Annotated in this window: 23 protein-coding genes; 17 read left to right on the top strand and 6 right to left on the bottom strand. The window is 36.7% G+C overall.

Annotation, left to right across the window (positions count from 1 at the left end):
* Positions 1-196: 196 nt before the first annotated feature.
* The 7 genes from EDC24_RS09195 to EDC24_RS09170 all read left to right on the top strand — a co-directional run bounded on the left by EDC24_RS09195 (position 197) and on the right by EDC24_RS09170 (position 5540).
* Positions 197-580 carry a GntR family transcriptional regulator gene (locus EDC24_RS09195; RefSeq protein ID WP_124221878.1) on the top strand — a complete coding sequence of 128 codons (384 nt, stop codon included), beginning with the start codon at positions 197-199 and terminating at the stop codon, positions 578-580.
* Positions 577-1476, top strand: a complete 900-nt coding sequence (locus tag EDC24_RS09190) for an ATP-binding cassette domain-containing protein (protein WP_124221876.1) — start codon at positions 577-579, stop codon at positions 1474-1476. The genes EDC24_RS09195 and EDC24_RS09190 overlap by 4 nt, the downstream gene beginning before the upstream one ends.
* Complete coding sequence (locus tag EDC24_RS09185) at positions 1457-2188, top strand: hypothetical protein (protein ID WP_124221874.1); 732 nt, start codon at positions 1457-1459, stop codon at positions 2186-2188. The genes EDC24_RS09190 and EDC24_RS09185 overlap by 20 nt, the downstream gene beginning before the upstream one ends.
* A complete protein-coding gene (locus EDC24_RS09180; protein ID WP_124221872.1) occupies positions 2185-2877 on the top strand; it encodes a hypothetical protein in 693 nt (230 codons plus the stop codon). The genes EDC24_RS09185 and EDC24_RS09180 overlap by 4 nt, the downstream gene beginning before the upstream one ends.
* Positions 2878-2962: 85 nt before the next feature.
* Positions 2963-3088 (top strand): hypothetical protein, encoded by a 126-nt coding sequence (locus EDC24_RS15410; RefSeq protein WP_281274515.1) that lies wholly within the window; start codon positions 2963-2965, stop codon positions 3086-3088.
* 409 nt (positions 3089-3497) lie between these two features.
* The gene (locus EDC24_RS09175; RefSeq protein ID WP_124221870.1) at positions 3498-3971 is read left to right on the top strand and encodes a hypothetical protein; all 474 of its coding nucleotides are present in this window, start codon (positions 3498-3500) and stop codon (positions 3969-3971) included.
* Positions 3972-4064: 93 nt separating this feature from the next.
* On the top strand, positions 4065-5540 hold the full coding sequence (locus EDC24_RS09170; protein ID WP_124221868.1) for a Na+/H+ antiporter NhaC family protein: 1476 nt from the start codon (positions 4065-4067) through the stop codon (positions 5538-5540).
* Between the two features lie 28 nt (positions 5541-5568).
* On the opposite strand, the gene EDC24_RS09165 is transcribed toward EDC24_RS09170, so the two are convergent.
* On the bottom strand, positions 5569-5967 hold the full coding sequence (locus EDC24_RS09165) for an RNase H family protein (RefSeq protein WP_124221867.1): 399 nt from the start codon (positions 5965-5967) through the stop codon (positions 5569-5571).
* A 135-nt stretch (positions 5968-6102) separates the two neighbouring features.
* On the bottom strand, positions 6103-7101 hold the full coding sequence (locus EDC24_RS09160) for an ABC transporter substrate-binding protein (protein WP_124221865.1): 999 nt from the start codon (positions 7099-7101) through the stop codon (positions 6103-6105).
* A 212-nt stretch (positions 7102-7313) separates the two neighbouring features.
* Between EDC24_RS09160 and EDC24_RS09155 the strand changes: the two genes are divergently transcribed.
* Genes EDC24_RS09155 through EDC24_RS09145 form a run of 3 tightly spaced genes read left to right on the top strand, consistent with a single transcriptional unit; the run spans position 7314 to position 10167 of the window.
* Complete coding sequence (locus EDC24_RS09155; RefSeq protein ID WP_124221863.1) at positions 7314-8312, top strand: FecCD family ABC transporter permease; 999 nt, start codon at positions 7314-7316, stop codon at positions 8310-8312.
* Entirely contained in the window at positions 8305-9354 is a 1050-nt protein-coding gene (locus tag EDC24_RS09150) for a FecCD family ABC transporter permease (protein ID WP_124221861.1), read from the top strand. Before EDC24_RS09155 ends, EDC24_RS09150 begins: the two co-directional genes overlap by 8 nt.
* 27 nt (positions 9355-9381) lie before the next feature.
* The gene (locus EDC24_RS09145) at positions 9382-10167 is read left to right on the top strand and encodes an IucA/IucC family C-terminal-domain containing protein (RefSeq protein WP_124221859.1); all 786 of its coding nucleotides are present in this window, start codon (positions 9382-9384) and stop codon (positions 10165-10167) included.
* A gap of 79 nt (positions 10168-10246) precedes the next feature.
* On the opposite strand, the gene EDC24_RS15175 is transcribed toward EDC24_RS09145, so the two are convergent.
* Positions 10247-10408 carry a hypothetical protein gene (locus EDC24_RS15175; protein ID WP_170158530.1) on the bottom strand — a complete coding sequence of 54 codons (162 nt, stop codon included), beginning with the start codon at positions 10406-10408 and terminating at the stop codon, positions 10247-10249.
* A gap of 842 nt (positions 10409-11250) precedes the next feature.
* On the opposite strand from EDC24_RS15175, the gene EDC24_RS09140 reads away from it, so the two are divergent.
* Positions 11251-11952: an SLAP domain-containing protein gene (locus EDC24_RS09140; RefSeq protein WP_124221858.1), complete on the top strand. Its 702-nt coding sequence runs from the start codon at positions 11251-11253 to the stop codon at positions 11950-11952.
* A gap of 39 nt (positions 11953-11991) precedes the next feature.
* Here EDC24_RS09140 and EDC24_RS09135 read toward each other — a convergent pair whose 3' ends face one another.
* Together EDC24_RS09135 and EDC24_RS09130 are read right to left on the bottom strand one after the other, a co-directional pair.
* Positions 11992-12291: a hypothetical protein gene (locus tag EDC24_RS09135; RefSeq protein WP_124221856.1), complete on the bottom strand. Its 300-nt coding sequence runs from the start codon at positions 12289-12291 to the stop codon at positions 11992-11994.
* A 25-nt stretch (positions 12292-12316) separates the two neighbouring features.
* The gene (locus tag EDC24_RS09130) at positions 12317-13042 is read right to left on the bottom strand and encodes a nuclease-related domain-containing protein (RefSeq protein ID WP_124221854.1); all 726 of its coding nucleotides are present in this window, start codon (positions 13040-13042) and stop codon (positions 12317-12319) included.
* Between the two features lie 193 nt (positions 13043-13235).
* On the opposite strand from EDC24_RS09130, the gene EDC24_RS09125 reads away from it, so the two are divergent.
* From EDC24_RS09125 to EDC24_RS09115, 3 genes are all read left to right on the top strand, one after another.
* Positions 13236-14789 (top strand): alpha/beta hydrolase, encoded by a 1554-nt coding sequence (locus EDC24_RS09125; protein ID WP_170158529.1) that lies wholly within the window; start codon positions 13236-13238, stop codon positions 14787-14789.
* A 307-nt stretch (positions 14790-15096) separates the two neighbouring features.
* A complete protein-coding gene (locus tag EDC24_RS09120; RefSeq protein WP_124221851.1) occupies positions 15097-16344 on the top strand; it encodes a S41 family peptidase in 1248 nt (415 codons plus the stop codon).
* A 15-nt stretch (positions 16345-16359) separates the two neighbouring features.
* Positions 16360-16923 carry a tetratricopeptide repeat protein gene (locus tag EDC24_RS09115; RefSeq protein ID WP_124221850.1) on the top strand — a complete coding sequence of 188 codons (564 nt, stop codon included), beginning with the start codon at positions 16360-16362 and terminating at the stop codon, positions 16921-16923.
* A 242-nt stretch (positions 16924-17165) separates the two neighbouring features.
* Here EDC24_RS09115 and EDC24_RS09110 read toward each other — a convergent pair whose 3' ends face one another.
* Complete coding sequence (locus EDC24_RS09110; protein ID WP_124221848.1) at positions 17166-18302, bottom strand: conserved virulence factor C family protein; 1137 nt, start codon at positions 18300-18302, stop codon at positions 17166-17168.
* A 123-nt stretch (positions 18303-18425) separates the two neighbouring features.
* Between EDC24_RS09110 and EDC24_RS09105 the strand changes: the two genes are divergently transcribed.
* The 3 genes from EDC24_RS09105 (at position 18426) to EDC24_RS09095 (ending at position 19833) form a co-directional block, all read left to right on the top strand.
* Positions 18426-18785, top strand: coding sequence for a hypothetical protein (locus EDC24_RS09105; protein WP_124221846.1), 360 nt, complete (start codon positions 18426-18428; stop codon positions 18783-18785).
* 86 nt (positions 18786-18871) lie between these two features.
* A complete protein-coding gene (locus tag EDC24_RS09100; protein WP_124221844.1) occupies positions 18872-19345 on the top strand; it encodes a hypothetical protein in 474 nt (157 codons plus the stop codon).
* Entirely contained in the window at positions 19342-19833 is a 492-nt protein-coding gene (locus EDC24_RS09095; RefSeq protein ID WP_124221842.1) for a hypothetical protein, read from the top strand. Before EDC24_RS09100 ends, EDC24_RS09095 begins: the two co-directional genes overlap by 4 nt.
* Position 19834: the final 1 nt, after the last annotated feature.

The following is a 19834-nucleotide window of genomic DNA, read 5'->3' as shown; positions in this document are numbered from 1 at the left end:
CTTATCTCCTAATAAGTTTTCTACATTTTTCACCTTAACACACATTTTTATAAATCCTGTACCAAAATGTGAATGCCTTCTGAAAAATATTTGAACAAATTGTGTGAAGGCGTTGACTTTTAAAAAGAAAGACATATAATTAAATTAGTACATTACATCACTAATGCACTAATCCACATACAAAGGTGGGGATTATTTGGTTTTAAACCACGACAGTATCAAGCCAATCTATGTACAAATAGCAGAGTGGCTAGAGACAGAGATTTTAAACGATCATATATCAACTGGGGAGAAAATGTATTCGCAATACCAGTTAGCCGATATGTTTAATATAAACCCGGCGACTGCTGCGAAAGGGCTTAATATACTTGTTGATTATGATGTTTTATACAAAAAACGAGGTCTAGGTATGTTTGTCAAAGACGAAGCGAAAGAAAACATATTAATAAGACGCAAAAATGAAAACCTTAAACAAATGGTCCGTGAATTAGTTCAAGAAGCAGATTACTTAAGTGTAGAAGATGAAGAGCTTATGGAAATGCTTAAGCAAATAAGACAAGAAAGGCGGGGGCAATCATGAGTGTTGTAACGTGTCAGAATGTTTCTAAACAGTTTGGTAGCAACAGCGTGTTGAAAGATTTAAACGTCACCATTCAAGAAAATTCAATTACAGGTTTAATCGGCCGAAATGGTGCTGGGAAGACGACACTCCTTCAAATGCTAGCTGGAATGTTGGCGCCAACTAGCGGTAATATTCGAGTGTTTGAAGAGAATCCAATCGATAATTTAAAGGTTTCTGCGAATACGATTTTTGTGGATGATGATTTAGTATTCTCACCTGAAATGAAATTGTATGAAATTTTATCTTCTGCTGAAATGTTTTATGACAATTGGGATTCAGAGTTTGCCAATCGCTTAATACGATATTTTGGGTTTCAAACCGGTGTGTTTCACGACAATTTATCAAAAGGGAAAGCAAGTACATTTAATGCCATTTTAGGGTTAGCGGCACGTACACCTTTGACTATTTTCGATGAACCAACAACGGGCATGGATTATTCTGTGCGACAAGATTTTTACCGGGCGTTATTAAAAGATTACATGAATCATCCCCGTACAATTATTATATCTAGTCATCTACTAAACGAACTTGAAAGTATTCTAGAAGACATCATGATCATTAAAGATGGAACTTGTATCGTTCACGAACCTATGGAAGATTTTAAAACTTACGCAATAGCTCTATCAGGAGATTATGAAAAGATTGAGAAGGTTGTTAACGAAAGTCGTATCATTCACCGTCGTTTCATTAGCTCCAATCACGCTTACGTTGTTGTGAAGGAATTATCAGGTTCTGAACAGGATTGTCTTAAACAATTGGGTGTAACCCAAACATCAGTCGAACCAGCAGAGCTGTCGATGTATTTAACGAATGAAACAAAGGGAGGCATAGATGATGTCTTTAAACAGTCCTAGCTTAAAATCGACTGTGATTAAACAGTCTAAATATAAATGGATGAGTTATAAAAGTGCTTTTCAGTCGTTGATTGTTGTGCAGATTATCTCTATTCTCTTTACATTGCTAGGAGCTGCGAGTGGTACGTCTAGTTTTGGACTTTTACAACTTCACATCACATATTCAACAGGTGATGTCATCCTATTCTTCACCTTTATATGGGCTTTCTTTACTGGACTATCAATTGATCGAAAAGAGAATCGCTTAGCTGATCAGATATTTGTAACGAACCAGGTGTCGAGGCATTTGGCTAATATTGTGTTTTTAATCCTGATTAATCTAGTAGGAATGGTTACTCTAGTGATGGCAGGTTTTGCTATAAAACTAATTATCTTTTGGTATAAAGGACCGGATCAATTTTTATTATTAAGTAGTTATTCTACAAGTGAATTACTTTTAGTCTTAGGCATGGTTTTTCTATATTTAACGTTGCTCAGTTCAATAGGGTATGCCATTGGCAGTATCGTCAGACTATCCAAAGTTGTAAAGGTTGTTGTGATTACAACAGGTGTAGCATTGGTTTTCTTAGGTGACGAGCGTGTAGGTCAAATTATCTCATTTTATGGGTCTGAATCTAGCATCGTCTGGTTCATTGGTAAAGTATTAGTTTCTAGCTTTTTAGCATTTGGATTAGCTTACGCCATTGCACGTCAATCGGAGGTGAGGTCATGATTGGCGATATTTTATCACAATTTATAGTTTTGATTTTAGCTGTTTTTACTATATTGCTTTTTGTAAAATTATCTTCAAAAAAGACGAAGCCAATAAAAGGATCAAGTTCTAAAGGGAGCTTCTTTATATCTCGTCGTAATCAGATTCTCTTTGTCTATGTGGGTGCCTTGACCGTTATGTCGGTATTATATTTCGTAATTGTCAATCAACAAACTCCTTTGATTAATGCTGAATCAAGTGAATATAGAGAGTTGAATGAACATTTCCAAGAAGCCAAACAGGGTCAAAACTTAGAGGATGAATCAATTCATATTGTTAAAGAGTGGGAAATGAATAAACCAAGCGGCCCGTTAAGTGTTAATTATAACCCTTTCATGTATGAAGTTAATGTAAATCAGGTTGAGGGATTGGAAAATATTCGGGTGACTCAATACATGAGAAACGTAGATAATCAAATACAGGAACAAATTAAACCGTTTAAGCTAAACATTATTAATAATGAATTCGTAGTTGAGGATGTACAAACGGAGATTACCTTAAGGGCTGCTACCGAAGAGTTCCCTGTTAGACAAATTAAAGATAAATCATTATTTGATGTTATTGATGATGATGAAATAAGAGAGATCTACAAACAACATATCCTAATTGAAGTCCCGGCTGAATTAGAGGTTGAATCGATGGGACAATGACCTGGTAAATGCCAGGTTTTTTTCTGAATTGGTAACCTAAAAAAATACTTGCTAAAATAATAGGCGGAAGAAGAGGTGAAACATCATGATGAGCAAAAGAATTGATCCAGCTGCTGCTTCTATTATTATGGCAACTGGTATTTTCTTATATGGAGGAGTGCAAGCCTTTCCGCTTATTGATAGATACTTAGGAGAATTCTTGGCCTTTTGATTATTTATAGCATGGATTTTAATTTATAGTCGATTAACATTTCAATTTTTCCAAAAGGATTTTTTGAAACCTTTTTTGAATGACCCGATTCATTCTTTTGCCATTGGAACTTGGATTGCGGGGGATTCAGTTCTCTGTAATGTTTTGCTTAAGTTTTCCAGAAACGCTGCCTTTTTTACAAGTCATGTCGACGATTAATATAATCCTTTGGGGAATTTTTCTCATAACGATGATTAAGAGTTTCAGTAAATTAGTCAAATGGCCTTCTAAACAAATTCATTGAATTATACTATTATCAACCGTAGGTACTCAATCGATTGTCATTCTACTAAACAATTTATATAGTCTTATACCGATTGAGATAACTGAAGCATTAGGGATATTAGGCTTAGTATTCTATATATTAGGTGTGTATCTACTAATAAAACGATTTGTTTCAACAGAGTTGACGTTAATTGATGATTGGAAGAATACGAACTGTATTATTCATGGTGCGCTATCTATAAATGGATTAGCAGCCTTAACCTCTAATTTGTTTGCAACTAATGTAATGCACTATTTTTGGTTTTTCGTATTGGGGTTATTAGTGGCTGTAGGAGGACTTGAGGTTCTTCGAGCATATAAACGAGTGAAGACTCATGGATTCAAAAGAGGGATCTGGGTTTATCATACGTCTCAATGGTCTAGAAACTTTACATTTGGCATGTTCTTTGCGTTCTCGCTAGCTCTCACTGTTAATTCTAATTATAACTTGCCAACTTGGCTTACCCAGTTTGAACATTGGATGTTATCATTTTGGGCGTATGTTGTTTTAATCAGTTTATTAGTTGAAATTTGGTTGTTTGTCGATCATAAATTGAAGTCAGAGCATGTCGCTTATTAAGAAGTTTTGTTGAAATATAATTTTATCTAATAATTTTGTATATTTTGTGAACTTCTTGTATAATATTTATTAAATTCGAGAGGAGGACATGTTATGGGGAATAATAACGAAGAACTAGATGAAGCCACAGCGTCGAAAAAAGTCGAAAAGCTTGAGTTTCGCGGTGGTCCAGTTATGGCGATTGTGCCATTAGTATTTTTTATAGTTTGGGCGGTTGTCCTAAGTGTCAATCAGCTAGTTAGTGAATCTGCTTTGATTTTAGGAATGGTAATCGGACTAGTTTTAGGTCTATTATTAACGAAGTCGAAGTGGAAAGATTATGCACAAGCTTTATTTGATGGTATGGCGCAACCAATTGGGGTTGTGGCGATCATCGCTTGGTTCTGGGCAGGAATGTTTGCAACCCTTTTACAAGCGGGTGGTTTAGTTGATGGTCTGATTTGGTTAGGTTTTCTAACCGGGTTTGAAGGTGGACTATTTGTTGGAATGACGTTCATCCTAGCATCCATGTTCTCAAGTGCAGTTGGTACAGGTTATGGTACAGTCTCTGCATTTGGTATTTTAATGTATCCTGCAGGTGTTATATTAGGGGCAGATCCAACGATACTACTTGCCGCGATTTTATCTGGTGCGGTATTTGGAGATAACTTAGCGCCAGTATCAGATACGACAATCGTTTCAGCTACGACTCAGGAAGCAGATGTTCCAGGAGTTGTACGTTCCCGTTTTAAATATTCAATTGCTGCGGCAATTCCAGCATTAATATTATTTGTAATATTCGGTGGTGCTTCATCTTCAGCTGGCGGAGATGTTGCTTTAAGCCAATTAGAAAACGAAGTATCAGCGAATGGTTTAATATTTCTGATACCGTTTGTGCTCGTTCTGGTGCTCGCGCTAGGAGGACATCATCTTTTAACTTCCTTAACGTGGGGAATCATTTCGGCAATTGTTTTATTCTTCGTCGTTGGAATTAACTTTACAGAAATCATTCATATCTATGAAGGGGAGGACGGCGCCGTTATTGAAGGTGCCTTAATGGGTGGTCTAAGTGGATACTTCGAAATGGCCATCTTGATTTTGTTTATTTTATCAGCCTCCTACTTACTCGAAATTGCGGGTACTATGGAGAAAATTATGAGCTTCTTTATTAACATGATTAATGGTGTTGTTAGACGTGCTGAGTTATCCATTTTTGCTATTGTGGCATTCCTTAACTCATTTATCACGATTAACACAGCTGCCGAGATTGCAGCGGCACCATTTGTAAGTAAAATTGGTAAAAACTCAAACTTACACCCTTATCGTCGTGCGAATTTCTTAGATACCGTTAGCTCGGCTTTAGGGTATATCTTCCCTTGGAGTGGTGGTGTGCTACTCGCATACACGACTGTAAATGGCGTCATTGATGAGTATGGTATCCCAGGGGTGAATCCTACAGAAGTATTCCCGTTTGTCTTCCAAGGTTGGGGCTTATTGATTGTTATGTTAATCGCAGCTCTAACTGGCTGGGGATTACGTTATCACGGTAAAAATGGAGAAGAAGTAAAACCAGAAGATTATGAAGGTTAAATTTAAAAAGCTGACTCGGTCGACCGAGTCAGCTTTTGTTATGTTGATGAATCGCTTGCTTAGCTAATCGATCAGCATGGTGATTTTGTTTATTAGGAATCCATTTGATGAAATAGAGGGGGAAGTGAGAACCTTTTTCCATTATTTCATCTAAGAACGGTTTAAACTCATGGTTTTTAGTGTATTCTTCTTCGATGGCATCGACCACAATTTGAGAGTCTGATCGAAAAGATAAAATGTCATTTGGAAATTGATCAAGACATATATCGAGAGCCTTGATAACAGCTATAAACTCAGCTTCATGATTTGAATGTGTCTCTAATGGAATCGAATACTCATATTGGTTAGCCTTTGCTTTAATATAAATACCTACTCCACTAGGGCCTGGGTTGCCTTGTGATGCACCATCCACATAAACTTCGATCAACGGTGAACGCTCCTTTTAAAATTCTGTATTTAGTATAGTTTATGTAAAAGATGTGTTCAAACATTAATGAAAAAAAGCTTGGATCGGCTTGATCCAAGCTTTTATATATAATGGGGGGGTAATAAACCGTGACGTTTATTCAGAAAGTAGTTTCTCTTCTAAATCGTCTAACATTAAGTTAGCTGCGCGGACGCCGCCTGCTGTATTCCAAATGGTGTCACTAACTTCATAAGCGTTACCAGCTTGAACAGCTTCTAAGTTGTTCCATAGTGGATCGTTAACCCATTCGCTTTCTACAGCTTTTCCATCTTCACCTTCTGGTTGATACGTGAAGTAGAAAATAACGTCGCCATCCATTTCACCAATGCGTTCTTTCGTCACACCTTTAGCGGCAAAGTCATCGACATCCTGTGATTCAGGACGGGCTAATCCGATTTCATCTAAGATAATGCCTGAGAAAGAATCCTTATGGTAAATGCGGACATCTGATGGCATAAAGCGTACCATTGAAACTTTTGTGTCTAATTTATTTTCTTCTTCAAGTTTCGTACGTAAATCTTCTACGCGTTGTTGATAATCATCTAAAACTTGTTGCCCTTCTTCTTCCATATTAACGGCTTCAGCGATAAGCTCGAAGTTGATTTTCCAGTCGCCACGTAGAGTTTCTTCAAATACTGTTGGAGCAATTTTGCTTAATTTATCGTAGTGTTCTTCCTGACGCATTTTGTTAGCTAAAATAAGGTCAGGCTCAAGTGCTGCAATCGCCTCTAAGTTGATGTTACTTTCGGTTCCGACGACTTCAACACCCTCCATATCATCACTGATATGGTCATACCAAGGGTCTCCAGTCCATGACTGAACAGCACCAACTGGCTCAATTCCTAAAGATAGAAGAGCTTCTGTACCGTGGTTTGTTAGAACAACAATACGTTCAGGATCTCCATCAATGGTTTCTTCGCCCATTGCGTGTTCAACCGTATAAGATTCTGTTTCTTCATCTGAAGATTGCTCTTGATCATTGTTTTGGTCGCCTGCGTTTTCATCCGTATTGTCATCAGATCCACCGCAAGCAGCTAATGTAAACACAAGTGCTAAAAGGAGTAATCCTAACTTCCAAGCGTTTGATTTAAACATATGTGTTCTCCTCCTGTATGTAATTTTTATATTTTATTATTGTTGATTGAGAATGATTTTCAATCACAATACAAATGATAATGGTTATCAATTATAAAGTCAATAGGTTTTATGCAATTAATTGAAAATGATTCTCAAGTTCATTGACAATGATTATCAATTAAATTAGACTAAAAGCAGCAAGATAAAGGGTATGAAAGGTATTTTGACCTATGTTGACGAAAACATCAACCCGGATATTGGGGATTATCATTGGCTTTATAGCTGTTTTAATATTAATTTGGGCGAGTGTAATTTTTGGCTTAACCAAAATCACCACCCAAATGGTCATTGATTCATTTACGAATTTTGATCAATCGAATGAGCATTACATTATACAAACAACTCGAATACCTCGAGCGTTAATTGCCGTTGCTGTTGGTTCTAGTTTGGCTATTGCAGGTGCGATTATGCAAGGATTAACGAAAAACCCTCTAGCATCACCGAGCATTTTTGGTATTAATGCAGGCGCTAGTTTTTTTGTTGTACTAGGGGTAAGTTTTCTAGGGATAACTTCAATTACAGGCTTTACGTGGCTAGCATTTTTAGGTGCCGCGATTGCAGCTGTTGTAGTGTATTCCCTAGGATCAGTTGGAACAGATGGCCTGACCCCTGTTAAATTGACGCTTGCGGGCGCTGCAATTGCAGCATTGTTCTCGTCTATGACGCAAGGTATGTTGACCTTGAACGAGCAATCGTTAGATCAGGTATTGTTCTGGCTAGCAGGTGCTGTGCAGGGACGTGACTTGGAATTATTAGTTGATGTCCTACCTTATTTAGTTATTGGCTGGGTGACTTCCTTACTTATAGGAAAGAAAATGAATGTGCTGACAATGGGGGAGGATGTTGCAGTTGGCCTCGGGCAAAAGACGTGGCTAGTTAAAGTCATTGGTGCAATGGTCATTGTTTTACTTGCAGGTGGGGCTGTTGCGATTGCAGGACCTATTGGTTTTGTCGGCCTAATTATTCCTCATATCGCCCGCTGGTTAGTAGGTTATGATTATCGATGGGTAATACCATATAGCGGGTTACTGGGAGCTATTTTATTGATTTCGGCTGATATTGGTGCACGTTATATCATTATGCCAGCAGAAGTTCCAATTGGAGTTATGACAGCGTTTGTAGGTGCTCCTTTCTTCATTTACATTGCGAGGAGGGGCATAAATGAGTAATTACACTAATATAAAAATATGGAAGTATAAGATTGTTATTAATAAAAAATATTTGAAAGTCATATCGTTGCTAACCTTAGTTTTAATTAGCTTAGCGATACTTAGTCTCGGCATGGGCCAGATGAAAATTTGGCCACAAGACGTGATTAAGGCGTTATTTGGCTATGGCGAATATATGCATGATTTAACGGTGAACGATTTTCGAATGCCACGAATTCTGCTTTCTATCTTAGCGGGTGCAGGGCTAGCTATGTCTGGTGCGATTTTACAAGGCATCATCCGAAACCCTTTAGCATCCCCAGATATTATCGGGATTACGGCAGGCGCAGCCTTGTCGACAGTAGGCTTTTTAGTCGCCTTTAGTGATCGCAGTCAAGCGTTGACTGTTAGTATTCACTGGCTTCCTTTTGCTTCGTTAGTTGGAGCCGTTTTGATGGGCATATTCGTATATATTTTAGCCACAACAAAAAATGGCGTACAGCCCATTAAATTGGTATTAATTGGAGTCGGTTTATCAGCTGCAGTTGAGGCTGTGACAACGATGCTAATGACGTTCGGACCGATTCATACTGCCGCCCGTGCAAATATTTGGTTAACTGGAAGCGTCAATGGCACGAACTGGCCCGAGATTGCGACCGTCACACCTTGGATTTTAGGTTTAACCATATTGCTGTTTTTCTTTATATCGCAATTGAATATGCAGTCGCTAGGGGATGACCTTGCGACTAACGCCGGTGCAACCGTGCAGAAAGACCGACTCATATTACTCGTTTTAGCAACAGCACTAGCTGGCGGTTCCGTCGCATTCGCAGGCGGAATTGGGTTCGTCGGGCTTATGGCACCTCATATCGCCAAACGATTAGTCGGTTCTGTATTTGGCGCGTTAATTCCAGTATCCGCGCTTATTGGCGCAATTATTGTCGTCATCGCAGACCTCATTGCAAGAACAGCCTTTGCACCACAGGATCTGCCAGCAGGTGTTTTCACATCACTTATCGGTGCACCATATTTTATCTACTTGTTATTCAAAACTCGTAAATAACTAATAAACAACAAAGGGTGTTTTCACATGACACAACTGTTGAAATCAGAAAAAATTTATCTAAAAGACAACTTCAGAATGGTTGATTATGCCGAAAATGTTTCGGTTAAATTGGATCAGCTTATGGATGAGGAATACTTACGGAACTATTTGCAAGACATTAAGCATGAATTCAATACTGAAAGCATTTTTGTCGCAGGCTCCCAGCTTATGAAGCGACTTGGCTTCAATATCGCATTACCGGCTCTTTACCTGATGACGGTACATGATATGAAGTTGGACATGACCTTTAACCGTGCAGGCCTTGTCTCGAATACGGTCGGTGATAAGTGGTTGCCTAATCTCTATATGGACCAACTATCGGTTGAAAAGATGTCTGAAGAAAGACGAGAGACGGAACGCCAGGTGTTAACCGAAGAAATTTTTCAAAAACTGGACAAACTCGTCAACGTCTTTAACAAAGTCTCACGAGTGCCTCGACCGAACCTTTGGGAGAACATCGCGATTTATGTTTATTGGTTATACGAGAAAAAATTAAAAGAAGAACGCTTTTCACATGTTGCTAAGCGTGTAGAAGAAGATTACGAATACCTAATCCGAGGTCTGTCAGCGAACGCATTCACCGATGATTGCAACCAACTGACGAATTTCTATTGGGGTCGCCGCATTCAAGTCGACGGAACACGCATTCGCCGCACATGCTGCTTCTATTACGGCGCCAACTCGGATCGTAAGTGCTGCTCCACCTGTCCGAAATCCCCAGAGGACGCAGCCAAACCACTACCGTTTGAGACGGTGAAAAGTACACAATAGAGAGGAGGCTTTTGCGCATAGCGCAAAAGCTTCTTTATTTGCTCTAAAATATGGTTTTATTATCAGTGTGCACTCACTATTATTTAAATTTTTGAGTAAACCACTCTAAAAACTCTTCATTAGCGATACCTTCACCTTTTGCTGAGAATTCATAATTACCATGATTGAACCCTAATAAATTAGGAGTTATATTTCCGTAAACTTTAGATATTCCAGGAAAATTATCAATATCGACAAGCACTAAATCAAAGGGTGCGAAATGATTAGCTAGTTCATTCTTTTTGGCTAATACTGCTGGAGAATACGGACAAGTATCACTATGAAACAGCGCTACGATTTGATTATTGTTTATAAGATTGAAAAATTGCTCTTCACTCTTTAATGAATAAATTTTTCCTGAGGAAGTAGCATGATCTGTTTTTTTAATTTTAGACTTTTCTTCATTTGTAGAGGAATCGGCTTTTTCTTTCTTAGTTGACTCTTTTACTACTAAATTTTGATCTTTTTCCTCCTTCTTTACTTGTTTGGCAACTCTATGAGAAGCGGTATCTTTTTTCTTGTTTTGTACCTTTTGTTGCTCTTGATCTTTAACTGTTACCTGAGTGGTTTCCTCTTTATTAATTTTCTCTTCCTCATTCTTTTTCGTTACTTCTTTATTTTCAGAGTTCTTTTTGTTTGTTCTAATTCTTTCTCTTTGCTAGTGATTAATTTGTTAACGATAGCTGGATTTTTGTTTTCAATTTTAAAAGAGTATAATGAATGATTTTTGGAATTTAAGTTTGTTTGTGTTTTGACTTGTTGGTTATTAACATTTGAGTTAATCAGTAGAAAGGCAACTAGAATGACTAAGGATACAAAGGTCATTTTGATCATTATTTTCATTATCTCTCAATCCTCTTACAAATTATTAGTTCAAAACACCTAAATCTAATAGGTTTATCTTAAATTAATATTATAGTTTGAGTCTTACAGCATTCTTACACATTACCGAATAAAGTCGAAAAGTGTAATTTTTGTGTAAGACTTACTTGATAGAGTAGTAGTGCGACTTTGGAATTAATTTAACTACTAGGAGGAAATCAAATGAAAAAAATTATTATGTTATTTTCACTTCTATTTATTTTAGGAGCTTGTAATACTGATGGTGAAGTCAAGTCATCTCAAGAGGAACCGGAAAGTGACCCTAATCAAGAGTTAGTTGAAGATGACGAGCAAGAAAAATCAAATGAGGAAGATAATAACTCTGAGGACGAGCAGTCAAATGAATCAAACGAAGAGGACACAGCTAATGAAAATCAGGGGTCTAAAGATGATGAAGATGTCGAAGAGAACAATGATGAAGAGGGGAAAGGTGTCGCATCGGTTCCTGTTAAACAATTGTTTGATTTTGGTCCAGATGTTGATGGTTCACAATTGTCAGAGGAAGTAAAGAATGAAATGCAACTTAAGGTGAATGAACTAGGAGATCCAATGGAAGATACAATCCAATTTAATGGATTTAATGCTTTTTACAGAGATGATGGTACATTAACCGTTGAAGCGTTTATTAGAAATGGGTATCACCACCCTATTTGGGATATTACTGCAACACTTAAAGTAAAGGATAAAAGCGGTGAAGAAATTTTAGCTAATGGAGAATTCATTTTACCAAAAGATGAATTTGGTACACTTGAACCGACTGTATCTCGAGTGTGGGCACTAAATTTCATGCCGGAACAAGTGATGAATTCGAATGCAGATTTATCAGAGTATATAATTGAAGCAGATTATGAGTATAACTATTAATAAAAAAGCGTGCGACACTTGTCGCGCGCTTTTAAACATTTATTGTGGTGTTTGATGTGACTCTTGATGACCTGTTTGTTCATTTTCTTTTAACTTTGAGTTAATGGCGATCAAAAACTCCTCTTGGGAATTTTTCGTTTTATGTAATACTACGATGACTTCCGATATGCCGATCAGTAACATACCCCCTAACACTGGATAGAACCACCACATAAGTGCGACTTCCCACATAAAACCGTATTGTGTGGAAGCTGCCATGAATCCAGTAATGCCACCAATTAAAATAATCATAATTCCAATAAATCTTATAAAAAAAGACATATTATGATGAGTACTCATGTTATTTGTATTCCCCTTTGTAAACTTAAATGGCTTCAGATTTTTCGTTTTGTCCACTTAATAACTTAGTTGCTATTTCAATATCCTCTTTTGAAGCTTTTCTCTTCGGTTGAAAATTAATTAAGTAATTTGTTAAGTCACTTTCTTTCGATAGTACGTTATACTTACTTGATTGTGCATTCACCTTAGCATTTGGATTGGAAAAGTAAACAATCTCTTCTACCCATACGTTTACATTGTGTTTCTTTAAATATCTAGCTAAAATAAATGTTTGTCTTTTAACTTGTTTTAGCGGGTTTTTCATTTTACTTTTATATGGCGTTCCCTTTCGGCCGATTTTGTGTTGTGTCCATGAATGCTCAGCCTCATGCCCTTCGATTCTACCTTTATGATTTTTAACTTCAATAATGAAGATACAATCTTTACCTACCACAACCTGATCGATTTCAGTTCTGCCTTCTTCAATCGATATTTGAACCGAATTAAAGGTCTTGAAATATTCGGATAATGAATTGAGGACTTTTTTTGTATGTTTTTCTCCTTTTATTCCGGATCGTAAGGTGGCAAATCTACTCCAGAAGTAGCTACTAATTAGAGCAGGTATACCCGGAAGTAAATGATATATACCTTCAAAACCTCCATATTGAACAAAATAGAATATGTAAATAATTACTGGTATGAAAAATATAATGGATAATGTTAAATAGAGGTTTGCTTGTTCTTGTAAAGACTTATATTTTTTGTTGGACATTACTTGCACCTCCAATTAGTGATTTAGGATTAGGTTAAAATAACTAGTTTGTGTCCAAAGAATAGGTGAGTAAACTTCTCATTATTATACCGAATCGTTCTTACAAAAATCTTGCAAAAGTTTGTCGTAAATAATCGAAAAGATGCTAACTTTTAGTATAATGGGCTTAAGACCTATTAGGGGAGTTATATTTATGTATAATTGGTTAGAATTAGAAGATACTCTTCTTCGTTATGAGTATATTAGAAGTGACCGTGAAGATGCGCCGACTCTTGTGCTAACTCATGGAAATGGTTTTGACTTAACTCAATGGGATGAAGTCGTTCAGTTATTGCGAAATGATTATCATATTTTAAGGTATGATTTTAGAAATCAAGGGCGAAGTGACAGTGATTCTACACAATTAACTTGGGAGATTCTCATTCATGATTTTGAGAAGCTGTTATCTTATCTTTCTATTAAAGACATTCATTTAGTAGGTTACTCAATGGGTGGTAATTTTGCGATTGAATTGGCAAGAAGGCAGAAGAGTTACTTGAAATCTATGGTCCTTATTTCGACTGCCATTTATATTCCGAAGAATATTGCAATTCAAGAAATTAAGAGACGAAACAGTTGGGTTGAAGAAGAAGTATTTAGAAACAATATTTATCATTTAATACAAAACCTTTGTCACCCTGCTCATGATGATAAAATTAATCGGATCAAGCGTATGTATGACCAAGTTGAGCAGAGAACTTATATCGATTATTTTAATTTGTGTGCAGATACGGCAATTGATTATGATTTTGAAGAGTTCCACCAACTTAGAGTACCGACGTTATTTCTAGCGGGGGAATTCGACCCATTATATCCACCAAGACTGCAGATGGTGTATCATCATTATTTTCCTAACAACCGGATTTTTGTCGTTCCACAAGCGTCTAATGCGGTTATGATCGACCAACCAGAGGTATTTTCGGAACATATTCGATTGTTTATTGATCAGTCTTATGAAGTAAACTCAGGTCATACATATAATTACACTGAGCAGTTAAATAGAGAATTAGATGAGATGTTTGAAGCAGGCATTCGTCAGAGAAATGAAATTCTTTATTTGGAATTAATGAATGATTTTAAGCTTGTTATTGATGGAAAAGTCGTTGAAGGCAAATGGAGTCAACGTAAGTCCATGCAGCTAATGACTTATATTATACTTAATAAAAGCGTTACAAGAGAACAACTGTGCGAAACGTTTTGGCCAGATGAGGATATTACTAAGGCCCGAAGTCAATTGAGTGTCGCCTTGAATCATATTAAACGAATGGTTGAAAGGTCTGCCAATAAACCATTTGATAATTACCTAGATATTAAACGTGATGTCATAGAGTTGAAAGTTAACCCAAAAATAGACCTATTTGAACTTATGAATCAAATTCGTCAACTGGAAAAAATCGACGATATAGGCGTAAGGTTAAAAAACGCATTATCACTGTTTAACTCGTTACCTAAGAATTTCAATCGGTTAATATACGATGACTGGTTTGTACAAATCATCGTTGACATTGAGAATCGTATATTAGATATTTGTAATGTTTTATTACAATATACTTCAACTAAGAAGGAACGTGCTGATCTATTAAAGATTATGGTAAGATACAATGCGGTAGATTTTGAGTATATTGAAGAGCTGATTAATATTTTAAAAGATGTAAAAAGTAAAGAGGTAGAGTATTATAGGAAGAAGGCGCTTGATGTTTATAAATAGATGATATTAGATAGTCAAACGCTAACTCGCCTCGATAGCAGGATTGATAAATGTTGAGGTCGTCCACAATCGTTTGTTATATCGGATGATTAGGTTCTGACCGATTCGTTAATTTGGCTAGCTTCAACAACGTGATCGGTATTTCGTGTTTTTTACAATCATCAAATCGACTCCTTTTTTAAATTAAAATCAATTTCTACTAATCTGTCAAAACGAAAAATTCCGTCGAAAATCTAATTTTCTACCAATTTTAGATAGAAATTGATGAAATAAGGTAAGATATTGTGTAAATGAAAGGAGGTTAGTAATGTACGAACAAATTTTTGAAGAGATTGTCGATATAGTTCACCACGATTATTCAGGTTGTGAAGATAAAGAAGGATGGGATGAACCTGATATATACAAGCAAAAAATTCAACAAATACAGACAAACCATGAATTTGTGAATCTCGTTGAAGATTATTTAGCTGATTTTCAAGATCCGCATATGTCTTTTCGACTAATAGGAGATGAAAAGAACCAGGATGTTGGGTTTCGCGTAAGACGATTTAACGATGTGCTTTATGTGACAGAGATTGTGGGTGAATCCCGACTAGAAATAGGTGATCGAATTATTGCGTTAGATAATAAAAGCGTAATAGATTTGTGCGAATCTCATAAAAAGTATTTATATGAAAAGCCAGCAGAGCGTGAAAATTGGCGCCCAATACTTAATTTGCACCAAATAGCAACAGTTGAAAAAACAACCGGTGAGACGGTTGAAATGGACATCCGACAATATAAAAAAGTGGATTATAAACCAGAGTATTCCTTTGAACAATTAAATGAAGATACCGCTTATTTAAAGATAACTGACTTCTTAGATCCTGATGCTATTAATGAACTTATTAAAGAACATGAAACGTCTTTAAATGACTCTGATTTTTTAATTGTAGATGTCCGAAAGAATTTAGGCGGGACGGATTCAGCTTTTAATGAATTATTACCCTATATATTTCCAAAGGGTGAAACGAAGTTAGAGTTTGTAGAAGATTATGTTCAATTCTTTAATACTACAAATCGAAATGCAGATCTAACCATTCAATTTATACAAGAATATTTAGAACAGGTTGATGACCCACAGTTTAAGAAAAGTGCACAATCGTTTATAGATGATTGGGAAAAGAATCGGGGTAAAGGGTTTATATCATTTGAAGAAGAAGACCCTGAAATAGAGCCAATTTACGGTAAGGAAAATCCGAAAAAGGTTATTGTTTTAAGCGATGTTTATTGTGGTAGTGCTGGAGATGTGTTTGTAGAAGTATGTAAACTTTCTGAGAAAGTGACGGTTTTAGGTCGTGGAACAGCGGGTGTAAATGATTATTCAAACTTAGCACGAATGAAATGGGATGATCAATTTGAATTATTGTATCCAACCTCTAAACTCAGAAGGGTTAATGACGGTAAGGGCATGACTGGCGTAGGTATTTTACCTGATATTTATATTCCTTGGACGCCAGAACATTTAGAACGAGATGTAGATTTAAAAAAGGCGTTAGATTTATTAGAATCATAAAAAGGAGACATACCGATGGGGCGCATTCGTGAGCAGCTAGAAAAGTTAAATGACCAACTCTATTTTGATGAGACCGACTTTTTGCGAGAAAAAGTCGGTGACCCTAAACTAGTAGATGAACTCATTACACAAGTGCGTCGTGAATTGATGGTATCTGAAGCTCAGGATGAACGTTGCTTTCTATATGGTACTTTAGGAAACTTATATCGACTTCAGGGTAATCTAGAAAAATCGATTGATTGCTTAAAAGAAGCGTTAAAAATAGCTGCCTCTGATTCTGCACGGGAGATTGTGATGCGAATTCGGCTCGGTGAGACTTATAAGTACCATCAAGATTATCAAAAAGCTCTGGATCAGTTTGAATTAGCGGAATTAATAGGACTTGAATACGAGCCACAGTATTTAGATTTTGCCTATCAGCACAAAGGTAAATGTTTAATGGAAATGGGCATGTACAATGAAGCGAAAGAAGCCTTCGAAAACGCCCACGCCATTAGAAAAGGGAAAAAAGATGAAAAACTAATTCAATCAACAGAAAAGGCAATGGAATTACTCGATCAATTAGTTGAGAGTGAGTGAAAAGGTGGATAGCGAAAGTGAAAGACGAACTTTAGATTGAAATATAATTAGCGTAGTCAAAATGCGAAGACTCCATCGGGAACAGCACGAGCTGAAAATCACGCAAAACGAACGGTAGTGAGTTTTGGGAAGTTGAAGCCGTGCCCGAGGAAAGCGGAGCATTTTGACGGAGCGTATAAGAAACTCCGTACTTTGCATCAAAATACTTAATCAAAGTACGGAGTTTATACAATTATAATGTATTAACCTTTCTTCTGCTTCGTCATTTCCGTCATTTGCTTCCAAATCGAGCCTTTCGCTTCTTCGCCTTCTTGAATACGGGATAATGCCATTTTAGCTTGCATCCGAACTTCAAACTCAGGGTCTTCCAACGCGTCTTCTAAAGCTGGAAGCGCGGTTTCATCACCATATTCGTATAAATACATAGCGGCACGCCATCTGACAATACGACTAGAATCTTTTAAAGCCTCAATCATCTTAGGAATTGCTTGTGTAAACCCTAAGTCTGACAAGCAATCGCCTGCTGTACGACGGACTGTTACGGTTTTATCTTTTAAAGCTTTATAAATATAAGGTAAAACAGCTTTGTCTTCGATTTCACCAAGATAAGCAGCAGCTAAACGTCGCACAGACATTTTCGGATCTTCAAGTGCTTTTTCTAATAGGGGTAAATCGTCGACCGTCGGATCAGGCATTCGGTCCAAAGCTGCATAACGATCCTTCCAGCTGTCAGCTTCTAATTTTTCAAACGTTAATTTTTCCTCTTTAAATGCCTGCTCTTCAGAACCACCTGATACAGCCAATTGAATTAATGCATTGAGCCGTTCTTGATCATACGTGGCTTCTACTTCATCAATTACATCTTGTCCGACTTCGTCTGCGTCTCCGTACCGCGGGTATTGTTCAACCCATTCACGTTCAGCTAGCATATCGGCATCCTTAGACGCTTCCATCGCCGCATCCATAAAACGGCTACTCAAGCCAAAACGCGTTTCTTCATCTTGCTCTTCTACTTTAACTTGCATCGGAATGCCACGGAATTTTTGGATAAAAACTTTGATTTCGCCAAATTGCTCTTCCGACGAATCCTCAGCTCCACCTACGTCTGTCTCGTCCTCAGCAGAACCTAATACATCTTTAACTTTCGGTAAAATATCTTCCCAAGGGACCTTTGGATGTCTTTCGAGCGCTATAAAATCAATCACACGATATAACTCTTTAACCCCTTCAATGGCAAAAAGGTCACGTACATATTGTGGCGCTTCGCTTAAATCTTGATCTAATTTATACTCCTCAGTCTGCCCATCTGGTAAATTTTCATCTAAATTAATTTTCATCGAATAAGGGCTCGGTGTTGGTTCGATTGATACAATTTTCATGGAATAGACCTCCTTATCATTCTAATAAAATTTTAACAAATCTATCATGACGGGGCTAATTTTACATAAAATAGGGTATTAATAGAATAAGTCGTTTTAAGGTTATTTAAAGGAGGTTACAACATGAGTGATTTTAGCGTCAAAATGAAAGGATATGTCGAACAGACGAGAGATTATACATTGGATAAAATAGAAACGTTAAAATCAGCGCCTAGTAGTTATTGGTTAAAAAATTCGCCCGCTATTATAATCATTATGATTACGATTGTATATTTAATATTTGTGCCAAAAGGTGAATCACTAGGTTGGGGCATCTTCTTCCTAATTGGTTTAGCTTATGCAGCATTTGCGTTAAATTATTGGAAAAAAGATTCAGAGTTTAGTCTTTACTGGTCGTTAGCTGTTTTATTCATTAGCCTTCCATTTGCAGGTTACGAATGGCTCACATATTTACTTACAACATTATACGATAAAATTTTGTAAGTTTAATCCCGGCTTTTTAGTCGGGATTTTTGTATGAGATAGGGTTAAATCTCGCATAATAAAAACAAAAACAGTTGGAGGAACTTATGACGTTTGTTATATACTTCGCTATATCGTGGTTAGCTGTCACAACTTATTGTGTTATGAATAAAAAATTATCGTTGATTGAAAGTACGATGATTTACTTAGTTGTACTTGTCATCTCGATTAACTTTTCATGGATCATCGTTGAAGAAATGGAACTCGTTTCGATTAAAGAAAAAGCCAATTCTTATATGGCTTACATATTTAAACGTAGTGTGATCACGCCGTTTGTGATGATTATTTTCTTAGATTTAATTTTAAGGTTTGAAAAAGTACTAGCAAAAATCATGACAGGTATTGGTGCGATTCTGTTTTTAACGTTTTGTCGTTACCTATTAGTCCAACTCGAAGCTGCGACTTACTTAGATTGGAATTTCGGTTATGATATGCTCTTTTTCCTTGCTCTGACGTTCATCACGATCATGACATATAACGTGTTCCATAAAATTACGAAGAGTGCGGTGAATTTACAATGATTCTTTGGGAAAATTTTGACCAAAACGAAATCTACACAATCGTTTTACTAGTGGTCTTATACGGAGCATTCTTTACGTTCAAAAAAGTCCTCTCTACAGAAATTACAATTCTCTTTTTAGTTTGGGGCTTTGCTATTTCTACTTTATTCGACTTTACAATCGGTGGAGGAATGTTAAGTTATTATCGAGTCAATGACTCTAATCAATATGAGTTAACAGATCTCTTATCTTACTTTGTATTCGCACAAGTCAGTTACTTCTTTGTTTACTTCTATAAACGGTTTAAGATCGACCGCAAACGGTTTATTCCTTATTTGGCAGGTTGGACGGTCGTCGGTATTATTATGGAGTTTATCGCAACAAATATGAAGGTCACGAACTATCAGAATAATTATAGTTGGGAGAATTCCATTATTGTATTTTTAGTCGTTATAACGTTAACGGCTCTTTATTACGAGTTGGTGAAATGGTCTGTTGAAAAACGTTAAC

Origin of the sequence: Aquisalibacillus elongatus (genome assembly GCF_003843875.1) — a bacterium.
In the GTDB taxonomy this organism is placed as follows: domain Bacteria; phylum Bacillota; class Bacilli; order Bacillales; family Alkalibacillaceae; genus Aquisalibacillus; species Aquisalibacillus elongatus.
Note: the sequence above shows the minus strand (reverse complement) of the source record. Positions and strands in the feature narration are given on the sequence as shown.

Coding starts and splice junctions, on each gene's coding strand:
- EDC24_RS09115 (WP_124221850.1), top strand. CDS start 16,360: ATGGGGCGCATTCGTGAGCAGCTAGAAAAGTTAAATGACCAACTCTAT.
- EDC24_RS09120 (WP_124221851.1), top strand. CDS start 15,097: ATGTACGAACAAATTTTTGAAGAGATTGTCGATATAGTTCACCACGAT.
- EDC24_RS09135 (WP_124221856.1), bottom strand. CDS start 12,291: ATGAGTACTCATCATAATATGTCTTTTTTTATAAGATTTATTGGAATT.
- EDC24_RS09105 (WP_124221846.1), top strand. CDS start 18,426: ATGAGTGATTTTAGCGTCAAAATGAAAGGATATGTCGAACAGACGAGA.
- EDC24_RS09180 (WP_124221872.1), top strand. CDS start 2,185: ATGATTGGCGATATTTTATCACAATTTATAGTTTTGATTTTAGCTGTT.
- EDC24_RS09125 (WP_170158529.1), top strand. CDS start 13,236: ATGTATAATTGGTTAGAATTAGAAGATACTCTTCTTCGTTATGAGTAT.
- EDC24_RS09150 (WP_124221861.1), top strand. CDS start 8,305: ATGAGTAATTACACTAATATAAAAATATGGAAGTATAAGATTGTTATT.
- EDC24_RS09145 (WP_124221859.1), top strand. CDS start 9,382: ATGACACAACTGTTGAAATCAGAAAAAATTTATCTAAAAGACAACTTC.
- EDC24_RS09160 (WP_124221865.1), bottom strand. CDS start 7,101: ATGTTTAAATCAAACGCTTGGAAGTTAGGATTACTCCTTTTAGCACTT.
- EDC24_RS09095 (WP_124221842.1), top strand. CDS start 19,342: ATGATTCTTTGGGAAAATTTTGACCAAAACGAAATCTACACAATCGTT.
- EDC24_RS09170 (WP_124221868.1), top strand. CDS start 4,065: ATGGGGAATAATAACGAAGAACTAGATGAAGCCACAGCGTCGAAAAAA.
- EDC24_RS09185 (WP_124221874.1), top strand. CDS start 1,457: ATGTCTTTAAACAGTCCTAGCTTAAAATCGACTGTGATTAAACAGTCT.
- EDC24_RS09140 (WP_124221858.1), top strand. CDS start 11,251: ATGAAAAAAATTATTATGTTATTTTCACTTCTATTTATTTTAGGAGCT.
- EDC24_RS15410 (WP_281274515.1), top strand. CDS start 2,963: ATGATGAGCAAAAGAATTGATCCAGCTGCTGCTTCTATTATTATGGCA.
- EDC24_RS09100 (WP_124221844.1), top strand. CDS start 18,872: ATGACGTTTGTTATATACTTCGCTATATCGTGGTTAGCTGTCACAACT.
- EDC24_RS09110 (WP_124221848.1), bottom strand. CDS start 18,302: ATGAAAATTGTATCAATCGAACCAACACCGAGCCCTTATTCGATGAAA.
- EDC24_RS09130 (WP_124221854.1), bottom strand. CDS start 13,042: ATGTCCAACAAAAAATATAAGTCTTTACAAGAACAAGCAAACCTCTAT.
- EDC24_RS09190 (WP_124221876.1), top strand. CDS start 577: ATGAGTGTTGTAACGTGTCAGAATGTTTCTAAACAGTTTGGTAGCAAC.
- EDC24_RS09155 (WP_124221863.1), top strand. CDS start 7,314: ATGTTGACGAAAACATCAACCCGGATATTGGGGATTATCATTGGCTTT.